Below are 16484 nucleotides of genomic sequence, written 5' to 3'. Positions count from 1 at the left end.
GCTTGTCAGCCAAATATGCTAACACCTGTCCATTGCTTACGCTACAGTCTGGCTACCTTACCTCCTCAGTTTTTATAATCTATCGTTCGTCCTTGCGTCAGCAAACGCCGGTGGTAATCAATCTGGCCGAGGTGATAGTTCAGATGGCCCGCCAGGTGTACCAGGAAGTAGTGAATGGTCATAGGGTAGCCTAGCACCTCATCTGGAAATGGATTTCCCAGCTGGTCGTCAGTAAGTTTCTCTAGACTTGTTGTGATTCGTGTTTTTGTGTCTTGCAGACTGCTCAGAAGCGTCACTTTAAGGATGTGCTTGTCGGAAAACTCGGCGGGCCGGTCCCGTATGTAGCGTATGTTACCCAGGTTATCACCGATGTACGTGTTCAGGTTTCCGATCAGGTGCAGACAGAGGTTACCCGCCGAATTATTGATACCCGGCGCAACCTCCCATAGCATACGCTCGTCTTCATAAGCCTCTATCTGCTGCATGAGACGATTTAAATCCCGTGCGTACAGTGTCACGAACGATTGGGATAGTGATTTAAAGTCGGTTTCCATCTTACGCTTTTTCTTCCCAAACCTGCGCCAGATTGACAATGACGTCAACTGCCTTCTGCATATCCTGTACCGACACCCATTCTAACCGGGAATGGAACGCATGTTCACCCGCGAAGATATTTGGGCACGGCAGTCCCATGAACGACAGCCGCGATCCGTCCGTACCACCCCGAATGCTACGTCGTTCGGCCGATAAACCCGTGCGTCGAATGGCCTCCAGAGCGTTTTCGACCACGGCCGGGTGCTGGTCAAGCACTTCTTTCATGTTGCGGTACTGCTCCTTCACCACAAACTGCGCCGACGAGCCAGCGTAGTGGACTAGTACCTGGTCGAGCTTGCCTTTCAGATACTCTTCCTTTTCATGCAATCCTGCTACGCTAAAATCACGGATGATAAATTCCACAACTGCCGTATCCTGGTTACCCTCAAATCGGGTTGGATGCACAAAGCCTTCTTTTGCTTCGGTTGTTTCAGGTGAAAGCGTATCCTTCGGCAAAGATGCTAACAGGTCGGCGGCAATTTTCAGAGCATTCTCGAGCTTGCCCTTTGCAAAGCCGGGGTGCGTGCTTACGCCCTGGATAGTAATGGTTACTGCGTCGGCAGAGAACGTTTCATCCTCAAGCGTACCCAACGCTTCGCCATCGATGGTATAGCCAAAGTCGGCTCCCAACTTTTGAATATTCACCTTTTCCGTACCCCGACCCACTTCTTCGTCGGGCGTAAACAGCAAGCGAATACGACCGTGCTTTATTTCTGGATGCGAGATTAAATAATGTGCAGCATCCATGATTTCGGCTACTCCCGCCTTATTATCAGCCCCGAGCAACGTAGTGCCACTGGCCGTAATGATGTCGTTACCGATCTGCTGCTCTAAATCGGGATGGTCAGCTATTCGGATTACCTGGGCCGAGTCATCAGGTAACGTAATGCCGGAACCATTCCAGTTGCGGTGAATAATGGGTTTTACACCCGCCCCCGTTACGTCGGGCGAAGTATCGACGTGTGAGCAGAAACAAATCACCGGTACGTTGGCCTTATCGGTACTGGCCGGAATGGTGGCATAGACGTAGCCCCACTCATCAAGTTCAGCATCGGTGACGCCCATGTCCAGCAGCTCCTGCACCAGAACGCGGCTCAGGTCTTTCTGCTTTTCGGTGCTCGGATTCGTCGTTGATTGCGGGTCCGACTGCGTATCGATCTGAGCGTAACGCAGAAACCGGTCAACAACAGTGTATTGATAGTTGTTCATGGTCATTAGTAGTTAACGCGAATTAGGAATGTTGAGTATACTAAATATCTGTACGTCAAATAGATAAATAGAGGCTTTTATCATCCCGACCAAAGGAGGGATCTTCGGACGAGGCTGCTATTTCCTCCGGCTCCCGAAGATCCCTCCTTTGGTCGGGATGACAAAAGTCGTTCATTTGAGGTCAGAGGAGAATCCACAATTCACGTTAGTCAGTGATCATTAGCGGTTATTGGTTATTAAGTCATTGAGAGTTATTCATTCGGTTGACGAAATAACTCTCAATGACTTAATGGTCAACGACAATCAATGACCTTCTACAATCATCTTTAGATCGGCAGGTGAATAGTTTACGCTTTTCAGGGTTTTGTGATCGGCGTCGCGATAGACCAGGAATTTGCCGTCTGACTCAACGTAATGACAGTCGACGCCCTTGGCCTGATACTGGGCAACCGTAGCTTCCGCTTCTTCGACCGTCAAACAGGCTTTGCTCATGTTTGAACGCTGAACCTCATCGAACAACGCTTTGAATTTATCCCCCAGGCCAAACTCCAGAACGGCCCCCGACAATACGTATTGTAAATCGCAAAGGGCATCCGCAGCGGCTACAATATCGCCCTCAGCAATGGCTTCGCGAAATTCGTCGAGTTCTTCCGCCAATAGCGACACCCGCAGTTGAGCTCTGGCCGGTGATGGGATCTGAGGTGTCTCTAAGATTGGTGCGTGAAAGGTACGGTGAAACTCCGCCACCTGGTTCAAAGAATCCGGTTGCTGCATGGTCAGGTTCTGTTGATTCGAGAGATGCTTGTGCCCGCAAAAATAAGCCCGCAAGCCAGATCAACAGAATCTGTCAAGGAATAAAGGTGATTTTCGGATTCTTCAGGCATTTCATCGCCTGCTCCAGGCCATTGAGCGTTAAGGGGAACATGCGATTACCCGACCATTCACGAATGAGCTGGGTGCTGTGCGTATATTCCCAATACGCGGCTATGTTCGGATTAAGCCAGACGATGTGCGGATACTGCGCTTTGAAGCGATCGAGCCAGACAATTCCTGCTTCTTCATTATAGTGCTCAACGCTGCCCTTAGCCATCGTAATCTCGTAAGACGCCATTGCGGCATCGCCCACAAAAATCACTTTGTACTCTTTATTGTACTTGTGTAGCACCTCCCAGGTTGGTACACGTTCTCTTCTGCGTGAGTTGTCTTTCCATAACGTCTCATAAACGCAGTTATGAAAATACATGAACTCAAGGTGCTTAAACTGGTAGCGAGCCGCCGAGAACAAATGCGAACAGAGTTCAATGTATTCGTCCATTGATCCGCCCACATCAAACAGCATCAGCACTTTCACCCGATTCTGGCGCGAGGGTTGCATTTTTATGTCCAGATAGCCGGCGTTTCGGCTTGTGCTGTCGATGGTTCGATCAATATCCAGCTCGTCTTCGGTCCCTTCACGGGTTAATATACGGAGCCGACGTAACGCCATTTTGAGATTGCGGGTATTCAACTCAATGTTGTCATCGAGGTTTTTGTACGCGCGTTGTTCCCAGATCTTCGCAGCAGAACGATTCCCGCGCGATCTTCCGTTTTCATCCGGATTCATAGTAAAGCCTTCGGGAGAGCCTTGTTTGCCATTGGTACCAAACGGCGACGTACCTTCTGTACCAATCCACCGGTTGCCTCCTTCGTGACGATCGTCTTGCTGATCGAGTAAGTCACGCAGTTGCTGCCAAAGCGTGTCTAAGCCGCCCGTTTGTTCGAAAGCCGCCCGTTCTTCTTCCATTAACTGACTGTCGAGGGCATCCCGCAGCCAGTCGGGCGGTACGTTAGGTAAACGTTCCGGAGGAGTGGACTGCTTACCGGATACGTATTCACCAAATAGCCGGTCGAACAGATCGAGGTGCTGCTCGTGCTTAACAAGAGCCGTCTTGCTCAGGTAATAAAAATCCTCGACACTCGTGCCGCCCACATCGCTCCGCAGGGCCGACAACAACGTCAGATACTCCGGCAACGTAACGGGCAAGGCATGTTGCCGTAAAAGCAGAAAGAAGTCGAGAAACATGAGCAACGACGAATGAGAAACGAACCCAAAGTAAAGAGCTTCTTATCGGGATAACAACGACTGCACCGTTTCGTTAGCGCTGAACGCTTTACTCGTAATGGCTACTCCGCGGTCTATGTTATCACAGACCACTTATGCGCTAGCAATTCCAAATCCTCCCGTCGGATGGCCTGTGAGGACACAGGCCATGGACAGTGACTGCCAGCCTGTGGTAGTTGCTGACGCCTAGTCCTTCGACTCCGCTTAGGATGATATTCTCCCTATAACCGTTTGACTAAACACAACTCTGTAAGCTGTCATGCTGAGGGGAGTCGAAGGACTAGGCGTCAGCCTTTTATTAACCTATCGAGTCAAAAGCCCCGCGTCGAGGACGAATTGCGAGCCTGTGATATAGCGGGCGCGATCCGAAACCAGGTACAACACCATACCCGATACGTCCTCCGGTTCGACCCAGGGAACCGGCAACAGGTTTCCTGCTGACCGCTCGGCAATTTCCTGGGTTGTTGTGCCTTCCAGCGCGGCCAGTCCATCGTTCATAGGTGTGTTGACACCCGTTGGGTGAATCGAGTTGACTCGAATGCCATGCGGAGCCAGTTCGATGGCCCACGACTTCGTAAGGCCGACCAGTCCCCATTTGGAAGCTGCGTAATGGCTTAACCGATTCATACCGCGCAAACCGGCAATACTCGAATTGTTGATAATGACGCCGGATTTCTGCTGGATCATAACCGGAATCACGCGCCGAGCCACTAGCCAGGCTCCTTTCAGGTTAATATCGAGCATGGAGTCCCACTCATCCTCGGATAGCTCGTGGGCCAGGCCGTAGGCGCAGATACCGGCGTTGTTGAACAGAATATCAATCCGGCCAAATGTAGCTAAGGCCTGCTCAACGGCTCTGCTGATATCGGCATCCGAACGCACGTCACCCGCTACCGTCAGGCAACCAACGCCACATTGTTCTACGTCGCGCTTTAACGAATCGAGTTCATCGGTTGACCCAAAGGTGTAAGCCGGATAGCTTAGGTTCTTAGCCACATCAAACGCGACAAGGTTAGCGCCCTCTGCAGCCAACGCTAGGGCAACTGCCCGACCTTGTCCGTGAGCCGCTCCAGTTATAAAGGCTACTTTTCCGGCTAGTTCAGGCATGGGTCGTCGCTTGCGTTAAGGAGAGGTACGGATATAAATATTCGTCAATCTTTACGTCCAGCACGTTGTTAAACAGGTTGGTCGCAATCATCTGTCCGGCAAACGCGATCAGCACAACGATCTCGGCCCCGGTAAAGCGCTGTTTGATGGGTTCGTACAATTCGTCGGACACGACGCCCCGATTCTGCGCAATGGCAGCGCCAAAGTCGAGCAGGTGCTGTTCATCGTCGGTAAGGGTCAAGTCCTCGGGCCGTTCGCCATGCTCGATAATAATCTTACGAAAAAAGGTCGTGCAAAGCGGACAGTTGCTGGCTTCCGATATAGCATGAGCAAACAGATAGGCCGACCGATCGCCGACTATCCCGATAACTTCGTGATAAAGCGGATACCATTGCATGTACACCTCAAACGCCAACGGCGAGTGGCTGAGCGTCGCTTTCATATTCGTAATCCGCGAACCGGGGTAGTCAGCAATATGCTGCGCCCAGGCCGCCTTTAAGTTTTCAGAAGCCGCAGTTTCGGGCAACGGATCGATACGGGGCATATTACAGAATTAGTTTATCGACCGAAAGTCGGTCTAAGTAGGGTTCTAACTCGTCGGTGCAAGCCAGCACACGTACTAACGAAACGTCATAACGTCGCTGGCATACCCACATTTCTACAAAAAATGTATCAAGTGCGTACAGATGCAACCAGAAACCCGGAATACGTCGGGTTTCGAGTAATGTCCCGCGTTGCCAGATAACGTTTAACTGATCCGGAAACGGTTGATCCTGAAAATAGGCGGCTTTCGGTCCGCTTTGCATTTGAAGTAAGGGTTTACAAATTCGTTTTCCAACCGGTGGTATTTCGGCAAACAACGTAAGCAAGGGCTCGACTAATCCTGAAAACGTTTGGCAAACCGATGATAGAATGGGGTTTTACTGCCCGCGTGCTTAGGCTGATAGTCTCCCGTGATGATGGGGATATACATCACCCGCCGACGACTGGCGGCTCCCAGGTAAGGCGACTGTTCAACGCGGTGCCACAGACTGCCGTTGTGAATGGTCAGATCACCCGCTTCAATATCGAATCCAACCTCGCGCCGGTCGGGTCGATGGTCAATGAATTGCCGTTTTCGGAAAAGCGTTAGCAGGGTATTTTGCCGGTGAGTGCCGGGCAGCACCCGTAATCCTCCGTTACGTTGTGGGCAATCGTCCAGGTGAAGGCCTACGTTCAGCATCGGTAGGATGCGCTGCCCCAGGAACAGATCGCGTGGGCTATCGGTATGCCAACCCATCCGCGAAAAGTTTGAATCGGGTGTACGGACGTAATGATTGACGACCAGCCCGTCTTTTTCCTCCGGACTAATTCGGCCCTGATACGGAGCCAGCAGTTGGGTTAAACTTTGCAACCGCTCATCCTGCAAAAACTCCCGCAGCACCGGACTATACAGCGATGTAAACGCAAACCGCTGAATGATATGTCGCCCGGTTTCGTCGTGCCCGAATTTTAGGGGGACGCCATTGACTTTATCAACGTTTTCGGCCAGCCAGCGTGATTCAATTCGCTGTATCTCGCGTAGGAACGTATTGACGGTTTCCCGATCAACGAAATTCTTGATATGGAGGTATCCGTTTTTAGAGAAGAAGGCAAGCTCTTCGTTAGAAAGTACACGGGTAAGCTTAGCGGAGGTGTCGGCAATCATTTCTACCATTATTAAATACAATTAAACAGCCTGTATTGACAGGCATTCAATGAAAAAAGTAACGTGGTGTTGTAAACGGTCAGCGCGCATCGGATAGACTGACATGCGGTGTTACCGTTTTTTATCTTTTTTTTAATGATCACTATAGCGTTTTTCGCCAGCCTGGATCGCTATGGCCAGCCGGTTCTGCTTAGGCGGAATCGGGCAAGTTGCGAAGGGTGTAAACGCGCAGGGTGGGTTAATCGCCTGGTTAAAATCCAGGGTAGTCAGGCCGTCGGTGCCGGGCATATCCGCATACAGAAACCGGCCGGAGCCATACGTCTGTGCCGCATTGGTCTGATCACCGAACAGGATAAACAGTTTCGTACTCCCCTCTCCGACCGCATCGAGCCGATACGTTTGCCCAGTCCGTTCAAACACCAGCGTACCTACCAGCGGCTGCTGTGAAATTTGTCCTGTTACGTCAAGAATGGGTATCGTTCGGGGCTGAGTTGGTCGTTCGAGCCGGGCTTTTACGCGCCAGCTTTCATCGGCTGGAAAGCGGTCGATACCGGTAAACTCTTTTAACAATGGGCTATCGAGGTCACGTAACCGCACCGCATATCGATCACCCCGTTTGATCACGAACCAACGTAACGAACCGTGGGCCAGCGTAACGGGCTTCTTCAAACCGGGTGCGAAGATGGTTTTGGTTTCCAGTAACGGCTGTCCATCAGCTTCAACGACTACGCCCGGTGCCGCATCGAATTGCACCACACCGTTGACCAGATGAAAGACGCCCAGGTTGCTCGGTGCCACACCCATCGGGAAGGTCAGGTCATTCCCCAAATCCGTTCCAGCATCGTTGGAGCCTTCTTTCAGCCAGTACAAGCCCGCCAGGTTCAGCCAGCCGTTCTCGCTCTTCAATGCCTCAATCCGTTGCCGGTGCCATCCATCAAGCTGTTCGCGGTAGGCCGGATCATCGGTTCGAAAAGACAACAGTACTAGACAGGACAGGCCACACATCCAGAAAAACGCCTTCGCGTAACTGTTACGTACTCCTTTGTTTAACCTCAATCTGTTCATAGCTCAAGCTGTTTGTTGAACACTGACCAAGCCCCGTATCGCGCGCAGTTGCCGATCAATGAGCAGACGATAGTGCGCGTTACCAACCTGAACCATTAGGCGACCTTCTACCCGAACGCCATCGGCCTCGAACGACAAGCTCATGATCCGACAACATTCATCCTGGGGCACCGCATTGGCGATATCATCAACAAAGTTGAGTCGATCAAAACCAATGATCTGATAGATGGTCGGCTGGTAGGCCAGGGTCTGGCAGGTGCCAGCCCATGAACTGATCGGTTGACGTAGCATGGTCATTGTTGATTAGAAAAGCCGTATAAAAAACCGAAGTAGTAGCGCCGGATGAGCGTCTGGTACGCCCACCAGGATAACCCGCCGATATACGCCAGCACGATGAGCATGGGGCTGGCAGTAACTGCATACAGAAGCATCCAGAGCATAATGAGTCGGGTTAGCTCTACGTGCAGCACCCAACGGCGCTGTTCGAGTAAGGCCCCGCAATTAATAAGGGTAAGCAAAATAGAGCCAGCGATCAGGACCTGCCACACGATCGGTAGCGACCCTTCGAGTAAGATCAAGCCAAACAGCAAAAGCAGTACAACTGCGATTTGTCCAATTACGTACCCCCGAAAACGAGGACGCCTGGTTGGGTAAGGCACTTCGGGCAGAATGCTATCGGGCAGGAATTGAGCCGCCAACTCATCTCGAATCTGTTCGTCCACCCGGTCAGGACGGCCAAACAAGACCTGTAGTTTAGCTCGTAAGCCCGGCGTTCGCCGAACGGCCTGGGCCAGTTCAAGAAAGAAGTGAAAATGTTGCCAGAGAAAGCTGTAACTCTTTAATGGTTTTGTCAATCCGTAAACGGGCTCTTCGGTTTCGGCCACAAACGTACCAAAGAGCTTGTCCCAGATGATTAAGACATCGCCGTAGTTCTTATCTAAATACTGCGGATTACTGGCGTGATGCACCCGATGATGCGAAGGCGTCACCAGAATATATTCCAGCCAGCCTAAGCGGCCAATCGTACGGGTGTGAATGAAAAACGGATACAGGCCATGCACCAGCAATAGCGTCGTAATCATGCCGGCCGGAAAGCCAATAATGGGCAATATCGACCAGAAACCCGTTCGAATGATGGCTTGAAAAACTGTTATTCTTGCCGAAACAGTGTAGTTAAACTCCTCGCTCTGGTGATGCACGACGTGAGCTGCCCAAAACAGATTGACTTCGTGCGCTAACCGATGATACCAGTACCAGACAAAATCAGTAGCTATGAACAGAAATAGCCAGGTCCAGATGGAAGGCTGAATGGTTAGCAGCGCGTAGTGCGAATTCAGGTAGTCATAAAATCCATAAAAGGCACCGACAGTGAAGATGTCTACTAAACGCTCCGCAATACCAACGCTCAAATTTGCCACCGAATCGTTGAAACGGAAGTAGCGTTTCTTCGTCCATCGCGATACGGCATACTCAATGCCCATAACCAATAGGAACAAGGGTATTGCATACACTAACCAACTTTTATCTATAACACTCATAATCTATATAATAAATAGATTTATTAAGGAAATAAATAAGCCAGCGCAAAACTGACTCCTGGCACTCTACCTGACAGTGGCTAATGGCCGATGTCGCAAAGGTGGTCATCGAATAAATACGACGCAATGAAAATTTCAAAAATTTGATTGTCAAGCATTTACATAATAGTCTATCTGGTTTTAGGTGATTTGCCCTCCTAGCTGTTACAGCTCCTATTCCTCAGCTTTGTAACAAATTGTTTCAAGTGCCATACGCTCAATTAGTCTTATAACCGTCGGCTAGAGCGGGTAAAGCAACACATAAAATTTGTAGTTTCAAAATAAGTGCATATACTTGATTGATTTAATAGATTAATACGTTAAGCCTATCGGAAATAAGCACTAACCAACTTGCAACATGATCTCAAAAAAAGCCAAATACGCCATAAAAGCACTTAAGGTGCTGACGGAAGCGTACGGAAAAGGGGCGGTGTTAATAGCTCAGATCGCGGCCCAGGAAGGTATTCCGCAAAAATTTTTGGAGACAATCTTATTAGACCTTCGTAACCACGGGCTGCTGCAAAGTCAGAAAGGGAAAGGAGGAGGTTATCAATTGCGCGTTGAACCCGACCGCATCAATCTGGCCCAGGTCGTACGCATCATCGACGGCCCTATCGCCCCGACACCCTGCGTATCCAAAAACTTTTACGTCAAGTGCGACGATTGCGCCGATGAGGACACCTGCACCATTCGGCCAATTATGTTGAAAGTGCGTGACGCCAACCTGGCGGTGTACGAGCGAACAACCTTGACCATGCTGTTAAGCAAACACGAGCCCCCTACTGAAGTCGCCGGTACACGGTTGAAGCTATCGAGCCTGGAGTGAAGGAAAGATTAATTATGAGCAATGTTTAACGGTACGTTTTCTTGCTCATAATTAATTTCTTAGTACGGTCGACCGCCTTTTCGACGTAACGCGGTCATCAGATCGGTATCCTGTTCGTTTTTGAGTAATGATCCGAGGTACGGCGGAAGTTCATTGAGCGCGTCGAGGTCATTTAAATCGTCGTGGGTTACTCCGGCCGCCAGCAGCAGACGTATCCAGTCGATAAGTTCGCTCGTCGACGGCTTCTTTTTCAGGGCCTTTACGTCGCGAATGCTGTAGAAGACTGACATCGCTTTCGCCATCAGCTCCTGCGGCAGATTGGGGAAGTGAACCGTTACAATCTGTTGCATCGTCTCCCGATCGGGGAAGCGGATGAAATGGAAAAAGCACCGACGCAGAAACGCGTCGGGCAGCTCCTTTTCGTTATTTGAGGTGATGATGACTATAGGGCGGTGCTTCGCCGAAATGGTCTGTTGCAGTTCGTAGCAGTAGAACTCCATCCGATCGAGTTCCTGCAGTAAGTCATTAGGAAACTCAATATCGGCCTTGTCGATCTCATCAATCAACAAAACGGCCTGCTCTTCCGACTCAAAAGCCTCCCAGAGCTTACCTTTCCGGATGTAGTTGGCCAGATCGCTAACCCGTCCGCTGCCATCGCCCAACTGCGAATCCCGCAATCGGGAAACGGCATCGTACTCATACAAACCCTGATGCGCCGAGGTAGTCGATTTAACGTGCCAGGTAAACAACGGTTTACCGAGTGCCTGCGCAATCTCATACGCTAAAAGAGTCTTACCCGTGCCTGGCTCACCCTTGATGAGTAAGGGCTTTTGAAGTTGAATGGCCGCGTTAACGGCCAGGCTCAACTCACGGGTGGCAACGTAGGTGGCGGTGCCCGAAAATAGAGTCATTCGTAGTCGTGGATAGTCATCCGTAGCCATCAATTGCCAGTAGTAGAAGGATTGACACTTAATGACCATCCATGACTACGAATGACAGGTTTTATTCTTCGCTTTCGCTGGTGAACGAATACAGCGTATTGTCTAGCGATAAAGCGTTGGCGTTGAAGCTCCGGATGAAATTTTCGATAACCTCGTCGTTGATCTCTTCGACGTGCAGGCACACATCCAGCGCGATACCATAGTCCGACTGCGTATCCACTTCAACGTGTTCCTGTACCTTAACCGTTTCGGTTTCTTCGATCTCTTCAATGATTTCGGTCAAAGCGGTTTCGGCCTCTTCTTCCATCTCGGGCGCAATTTTATAGCCGGGCTGCCGATCTTCGGGCGGAACGTACTCCGGATAGGTTTTGCGGACCTGCTCAACCGCCATTTCGTAGACAAGGCTGCTGTGGTGCAGCCGGAGGGTATAGACCAGCGTATCGAAGATAACTTCTTCACCCTGATAATGCCCAGGAAACTGAATATGAACGCATTCGCCTGACTCCAGTACGTCCAGGTCGTCGTCTTCGACATAAATAAACGACTTACCCTCCTGCTGACACTCTTCTTTGAGCGCGTTTATTTCTTCCGGGTCATAGCCCTCGTTTCTGTAATTTGCCATACAGCAAAAGTAATGGATATTCCGCTAGGAAGAACGAATAATGAGCCTACGCCGTCGGAGACTGCGCGGACTTTTCCCCGATTAGCCATTTGTTCAGTACGGCCTCCGCCAGATCAACGGCTGCCTCTACGGGCCGCATATCAACCTGGGCCAACGTATCATCGGGCTGGTGGATACGCGGCATACGACCATCAGCGTCTAAGGCACATAAAGCCAGCACCGGTACGCGGGAACGAACAAACCAGACACTGTCAAAATCAGCTGTGTGCCACTGACCAACCTTCACTCGTCCTGAAAAAGCATCGGTTCCTACCAGCGACTTGGCCAATCTGGTTGGCTCGTTGTCGTATTTTATCACCTCTACCGTTCCTGTTTGCTCTACAATAGTCAGTTGGCCCGCGCCGAGCGTATCGAAATTGATAGCCATCGTTTGGCTACGGTTCCATTCTTTTTTGTGCGCCTGGACGTAATAATAAGCGCCAATCATACCCGCTTCTTCGGCGCTGGTCAGCACCACTTCTACGTCGAGGTCGGGCAGGTGACGCAGTCGATCGGCGGTGGCTAACGCAGCCGCAACGCCCGTCGCATTGTCACTAGCCCCGTTGGTATACCCGCTTAGCCAGTAGCCAGCCGTACCAGTTATGGCCTGCACAACGAAATACGCCATCAGGGCGTAACGTAAATACGTTGTGTACGGTAGCGCTGCCCCAAACGCTTCGAACGTAGCGACCATGGCTGCCATGGCCATCAGGCCAAGCGATACAATCAGCGATGTCTGGAATGACGCCTGCCGTTTCGGTCCGTACAGCAGCGAGACCGGCGCGGTATCGTAATGCGCCATCAGGATCACTTTCCGTCCCCTCTCTCCCGCTTTGCTCGCTGGCCAGCGCCCGACAACATTGTAGGCCGTGTGCTGAATTGGAAACCGGGTCGCAAACGAATATTGCCAGTTGAAGTACCGCCAGGCCATGAACGCGAAATACCAGACCAGTCCAATGGCCACGCCGGTTACGGGCACCAGAGCAAGTCCCACCAGCAAGCCACCGAGCAGCCAATAAACAACCGTTACGTATGTCTTTGGCGTCTGAAAGGCTTCGGCATGAACCGTTGCGCCCAAATCAGCTAGGTATGTTTGCAGGAGCCGGGCAGCCTCGCGTTCCTGGGACGTAGCCGCTCCCCGGTGCGGTAACCGGCACAGATCACGCAGGAAAACATCTGGAGCGAACATCAACAATTAATGGATTTAGCCTGAGCAGTTAATACTTAGGTATCAGGCTTTTGCTAAATGAGCGATTAGAAATTGGCACCATCAGGCCAGATGGTGCCAATTGAATTTACTTGATAAATAACAGTTCGCGGTATTTGATCAACGGCCAGTCTTCGTCATCAACGATCTGCTCCAGTTTATCTACTTCGTACCGAATCGTATCGAAATGATCTTTTACCTCTGTTGAATAGAGTCTGGCGCGTTCGACCGTATCTGTTACGTTATTCGCTTTCTTTCGCGCTTCGATCATCGACTCAGTTTGCTTTTTAATGACCACAACGCGGCTGGAGATTTCGCGCAGCAAATCCTTGATCGGTTCAGCTTCGGCAGTCATACCCAGCTCGACGAGATTGCGAGCGGTTTCGGCTAATTTGTTCTGGTATTTCAGCGCCGTCGAGACAACGTGATTCATCGCCAGATCGCCCATGACTCGCGATTCAATCTGCACGTTTTTGATGTATTTTTCGAGTTCGATCTCGTAGCGCGATTCTACTTCGGCATGGTTCATGACGCCGATACGTTCGAAAAGTGCCAGCGACTCGGGCTGCACAAATACCGCTAAGGCCTCCGGCGACGACTTAATGTTCGACAAACCACGCTGAGCAGCCTCTTCGACCCACTCGTCGGAATAGCCGTTTCCTTCGAACAGGATTCGCTTCGTATTGGCGTAGTATTCTTTGAGAATGTCGACAATGGCGAGTTCTTTCTTTTCCCCCCTGGCCAAACGGCTGTCCAACTCGGTTTTGAATTGGTTGAGCTGGTCCGCTACGATCGCGTTGAGTACGGTCATTGTTGAAGCCGAATTGGCGGAGCTACCCACCGCCCGGAATTCAAACTTGTTGCCCGTAAACGCAAACGGTGACGTCCGGTTACGGTCCGTATTGTCACGCATCAGGTTCGGAATGCGGTTCAGCCCCAGTTTGTAATAAACGTTATCGCCTTTATTCAGCGAAATCTCATTCTTTGTTTCCAGATCCTCAAGCGCCCTGGTCAGGGTTTCGCCCAGAAAGATCGACATAATAGCGGGTGGCGCTTCGTTAGCTCCCAGCCGATGTTCGTTACCGGCCGAGGCAATACTGGCACGTAGCAAATCGGCATTATCATGAACCGCTTTGATTACATTGACCAGGAACGTCAGAAAACGCAGAATTTCTTTAGGTTTCGAGGTCGGTGCCAGCAGATTGACGCCCGTATTCGTTCCCAGCGACCAGTTGTTGTGTTTCCCACTGCCGTTGATGCCCGCAAACGGTTTCTCGTGGAAAAGCACTTTGAGGTTATGTTTCTCGGCGATCTTATCCATCAGATCCATGAGCAGGGCGTTGTGGTCGATGGCCAGATTCACTTCTTCAAACGTAGGGGCTACCTCAAACTGACCAGGTGCTACCTCGTTATGCCTGGTCCGTACGGGCATACCCAACTTCATCGACTCAAACTCAAAATCGACCATGAACGCGTTGATCCGGGGCGGAATTGAGCCAAAATAGTGATCTTCCAGTTGCTGCCCCCGCGCGGGTGAGTGCCCAAACACCGTCCGACCCGCCAGTACCAGATCAGGGCGGGCGTAGAATAAGGCCCGATCAACTACAAAGTACTCCTGCTCGGGTCCGAGGGTGGGCGTCACTTTCGAGATGTTCCGGTCGAAATACTGACAAACGGCCGTTGCTGCTTTGTCGATCGCGTTCAGGGCTTTGAGTAAGGGCGTTTTATAATCCAGCGCTTCGCCCGTGTAGGAAATAAAAACGGAAGGAATACACAGCGTTTTACCATCGGCTCCATTGTCCATCAAAAAGGCGGGCGACGAAGGGTCCCAGCCGGTATAGCCCCTGGCTTCAAACGTATTACGTAGCCCACCACTCGGAAACGAAGACGCATCGGGCTCCTGCTGGACCAGCGCACTTCCTTTGAATTTCTCGATGGCTTTTCCATCTACCGTTACGTCGAAGAAAGCGTCGTGTTTTTCCGCAGTTTCGCCCGTCAGCGGCTGAAACCAGTGGGTGTAGTGCGTGGCCCCTCTCGACGTTGCCCACGACTTCATGGCACCTGCTACTTCGTCGGCAATGGTGCGGTCGATGGCTCCGTTGGTTTGAATAGCCTCCGTCACTTTCAGGTACGCTTCGGGAGAAAGCAGCGTCCGCATGACTTCGTTGTTGAATGTATTGCTGCCGAAGAAATCGCCAACGCGCTCGGTAGGGGCCGCGACCGGTATTGCATGACGACTCTGTGCAATTTCCAGCGCCTTAAACCGGAAGTTAGACATGGTACGGTTGGGGTGGTTTTTTAGTTAAAAATTAACCAAACATACACGCCATTGGGCCAGATTACAACGACGTAATAAAAAAAGCCTGACCAGTACGTACTGGTCAGGCTTTTGGTCTATCTGTAGTTTACACTACGTCAATCTATGACTAGGCTGTCTCCAGCACATTTGCCGATTTTACGGTCTTGATGATGCAGGCAGCAACTTTGTATGGATCAGCCGCCGAGTTTGGACGACGATCTTCCAGCCAGCCTTTCCAGCCGCGCTCTACCGTAGCAATTGGGATACGGATCGAAGCACCACGGTCAGAGACACCGTACGAGAACTGGTCGATAGACTGAGTCTCGTGCTTACCGGTCAGGCGCATTTCGTTATCAGCACCATACACAGCGATATGCGCTTTGATAACCTCAGCGGGCGAGAATGCCTGACAGATTGTATCGTAGGTTTCTTTGTTTCCAGCCGTACGCAATACTGAGTTTGAAAAGTTCGCGTGCATACCTGAGCCGTTCCAGTCGGTTGCGCCCAGCGGCTTGCAGTGCCAGTTGATCGAAACGCCGTATTTCTCACCGATACGTTCCAGGATGTACCGAGCTACCCAGATCTGGTCACCGGCATCTTTAGCACCTTTTGCGAAAATCTGGAATTCCCACTGGCCGGTTGCTACTTCAGCGTTGATCCCTTCAACGTTTAAACCTGCATCGAGGCAAGCGTCGAGGTGTTCTTCAACAATCGAGCGACCAAAGGCATTCTGCGCACCGACTGAGCAGTAGTAAGGACCTTGCGGACGGCTTGGGAAGCCTTCAGCCGGGAAGCCCAGTGGTTTGTCGATAGCCATATCCCACAGGAAATACTCCTGCTCGAAACCAAACCAGAAATCGTTGTCATCGTCTTCGATCGTGGCGCGGCCATTCGATTCGTGTGCGGTACCGTCGGCGTTCAATACTTCGCACATAACGAGGTAACCGTTCTTACGCTGCGGGTCAGGGCAAATAAAGACGGGTTTCAACAAACAATCGGAGGAACCGCCGGGCGCCTGCTCAGTCGATGAACCGTCAAATGACCACAGTGGACAATCTTCGAGCTTACCCGAGAAGTCACCTTCAATTTTTGTTTTGGAACGTAGACTTTGGGTGGGCTTGTAGCCATCGAGCCAAATGTACTCTAACTTCGCCTTTGCCATGATGTACAGGTGGATTTAATTGATACGGGTTTTGTTACGATACTTTTA

Annotated in this window: 17 protein-coding genes; 1 reads left to right on the top strand and 16 read right to left on the bottom strand. The window is 51.0% G+C overall.

Annotation, left to right across the window (positions count from 1 at the left end; all coding sequences use genetic code 11):
- Positions 1 to 65: 65 nt before the first annotated feature.
- From ACYVIY_RS06485 to ACYVIY_RS06435, 11 genes are all read right to left on the bottom strand, one after another.
- Positions 66 to 485 (bottom strand): DinB family protein, encoded by a 420-nt coding sequence (locus tag ACYVIY_RS06485; RefSeq protein ID WP_460975485.1) that lies wholly within the window; start codon positions 483 to 485, stop codon positions 66 to 68.
- Positions 486 to 555: 70 nt separating this feature from the next.
- Entirely contained in the window at positions 556 to 1803 is a 1248-nt protein-coding gene (gene pepT / locus ACYVIY_RS06480; RefSeq protein WP_460975484.1) for a peptidase T, read from the bottom strand.
- 303 nt (positions 1804 to 2106) lie between these two features.
- Positions 2107 to 2577, bottom strand: coding sequence for a pyrophosphohydrolase domain-containing protein (locus ACYVIY_RS06475; protein ID WP_460975483.1), 471 nt, complete (start codon positions 2575 to 2577; stop codon positions 2107 to 2109).
- A gap of 73 nt (positions 2578 to 2650) precedes the next feature.
- Positions 2651 to 3865, bottom strand: a complete 1215-nt coding sequence (locus ACYVIY_RS06470; RefSeq protein ID WP_460975482.1) for a vWA domain-containing protein — start codon at positions 3863 to 3865, stop codon at positions 2651 to 2653.
- A gap of 342 nt (positions 3866 to 4207) precedes the next feature.
- The gene (locus ACYVIY_RS06465; RefSeq protein ID WP_460975481.1) at positions 4208 to 5011 is read right to left on the bottom strand and encodes a mycofactocin-coupled SDR family oxidoreductase; all 804 of its coding nucleotides are present in this window, start codon (positions 5009 to 5011) and stop codon (positions 4208 to 4210) included.
- Positions 5004 to 5555, bottom strand: coding sequence for a carboxymuconolactone decarboxylase family protein (locus ACYVIY_RS06460; protein WP_460975480.1), 552 nt, complete (start codon positions 5553 to 5555; stop codon positions 5004 to 5006). The genes ACYVIY_RS06465 and ACYVIY_RS06460 overlap by 8 nt, the downstream gene beginning before the upstream one ends.
- 1 nt (position 5556) lies before the next feature.
- Complete coding sequence (locus tag ACYVIY_RS06455; RefSeq protein WP_460975479.1) at positions 5557 to 5817, bottom strand: hypothetical protein; 261 nt, start codon at positions 5815 to 5817, stop codon at positions 5557 to 5559.
- A 71-nt stretch (positions 5818 to 5888) separates the two neighbouring features.
- The gene (locus ACYVIY_RS06450; protein WP_460975478.1) at positions 5889 to 6707 is read right to left on the bottom strand and encodes a phytanoyl-CoA dioxygenase family protein; all 819 of its coding nucleotides are present in this window, start codon (positions 6705 to 6707) and stop codon (positions 5889 to 5891) included.
- A 123-nt stretch (positions 6708 to 6830) separates the two neighbouring features.
- Complete coding sequence (locus tag ACYVIY_RS06445) at positions 6831 to 7763, bottom strand: DUF1684 domain-containing protein (RefSeq protein WP_460975477.1); 933 nt, start codon at positions 7761 to 7763, stop codon at positions 6831 to 6833.
- 3 nt (positions 7764 to 7766) lie between these two features.
- Positions 7767 to 8054: a hypothetical protein gene (locus ACYVIY_RS06440; RefSeq protein WP_460975476.1), complete on the bottom strand. Its 288-nt coding sequence runs from the start codon at positions 8052 to 8054 to the stop codon at positions 7767 to 7769.
- Positions 8055 to 8056: 2 nt separating this feature from the next.
- The gene (locus ACYVIY_RS06435; RefSeq protein ID WP_460975475.1) at positions 8057 to 9301 is read right to left on the bottom strand and encodes a sterol desaturase family protein; all 1245 of its coding nucleotides are present in this window, start codon (positions 9299 to 9301) and stop codon (positions 8057 to 8059) included.
- Between the two features lie 397 nt (positions 9302 to 9698).
- Here ACYVIY_RS06435 and ACYVIY_RS06430 point away from each other — a divergent pair, with 397 nt between their 5' ends.
- On the top strand, positions 9699 to 10166 hold the full coding sequence (locus tag ACYVIY_RS06430; RefSeq protein ID WP_460975474.1) for an RrF2 family transcriptional regulator: 468 nt from the start codon (positions 9699 to 9701) through the stop codon (positions 10164 to 10166).
- 59 nt (positions 10167 to 10225) lie between these two features.
- Here the strand turns inward: ACYVIY_RS06430 and ACYVIY_RS06425 are convergent, their stop codons facing one another.
- From ACYVIY_RS06425 to ACYVIY_RS06405, 5 genes are all read right to left on the bottom strand, one after another.
- On the bottom strand, positions 10226 to 11077 hold the full coding sequence (locus ACYVIY_RS06425; protein WP_460975473.1) for an AAA family ATPase: 852 nt from the start codon (positions 11075 to 11077) through the stop codon (positions 10226 to 10228).
- A 91-nt stretch (positions 11078 to 11168) separates the two neighbouring features.
- Positions 11169 to 11729 (bottom strand): hypothetical protein, encoded by a 561-nt coding sequence (locus ACYVIY_RS06420; RefSeq protein WP_460975472.1) that lies wholly within the window; start codon positions 11727 to 11729, stop codon positions 11169 to 11171.
- A 46-nt stretch (positions 11730 to 11775) separates the two neighbouring features.
- Positions 11776 to 12957 carry a M20/M25/M40 family metallo-hydrolase gene (locus tag ACYVIY_RS06415; protein ID WP_460975471.1) on the bottom strand — a complete coding sequence of 394 codons (1182 nt, stop codon included), beginning with the start codon at positions 12955 to 12957 and terminating at the stop codon, positions 11776 to 11778.
- Between the two features lie 106 nt (positions 12958 to 13063).
- Entirely contained in the window at positions 13064 to 15253 is a 2190-nt protein-coding gene (locus ACYVIY_RS06410) for a glutamine synthetase III family protein (protein ID WP_460975470.1), read from the bottom strand.
- A gap of 148 nt (positions 15254 to 15401) precedes the next feature.
- Positions 15402 to 16436, bottom strand: a complete 1035-nt coding sequence (locus tag ACYVIY_RS06405) for a glutamine synthetase beta-grasp domain-containing protein (protein ID WP_460975469.1) — start codon at positions 16434 to 16436, stop codon at positions 15402 to 15404.
- Positions 16437 to 16484: the final 48 nt, after the last annotated feature.

Source organism: Spirosoma knui, assembly GCF_054780635.1.
Note: the sequence above shows the minus strand (reverse complement) of the source record. Positions and strands in the feature narration are given on the sequence as shown.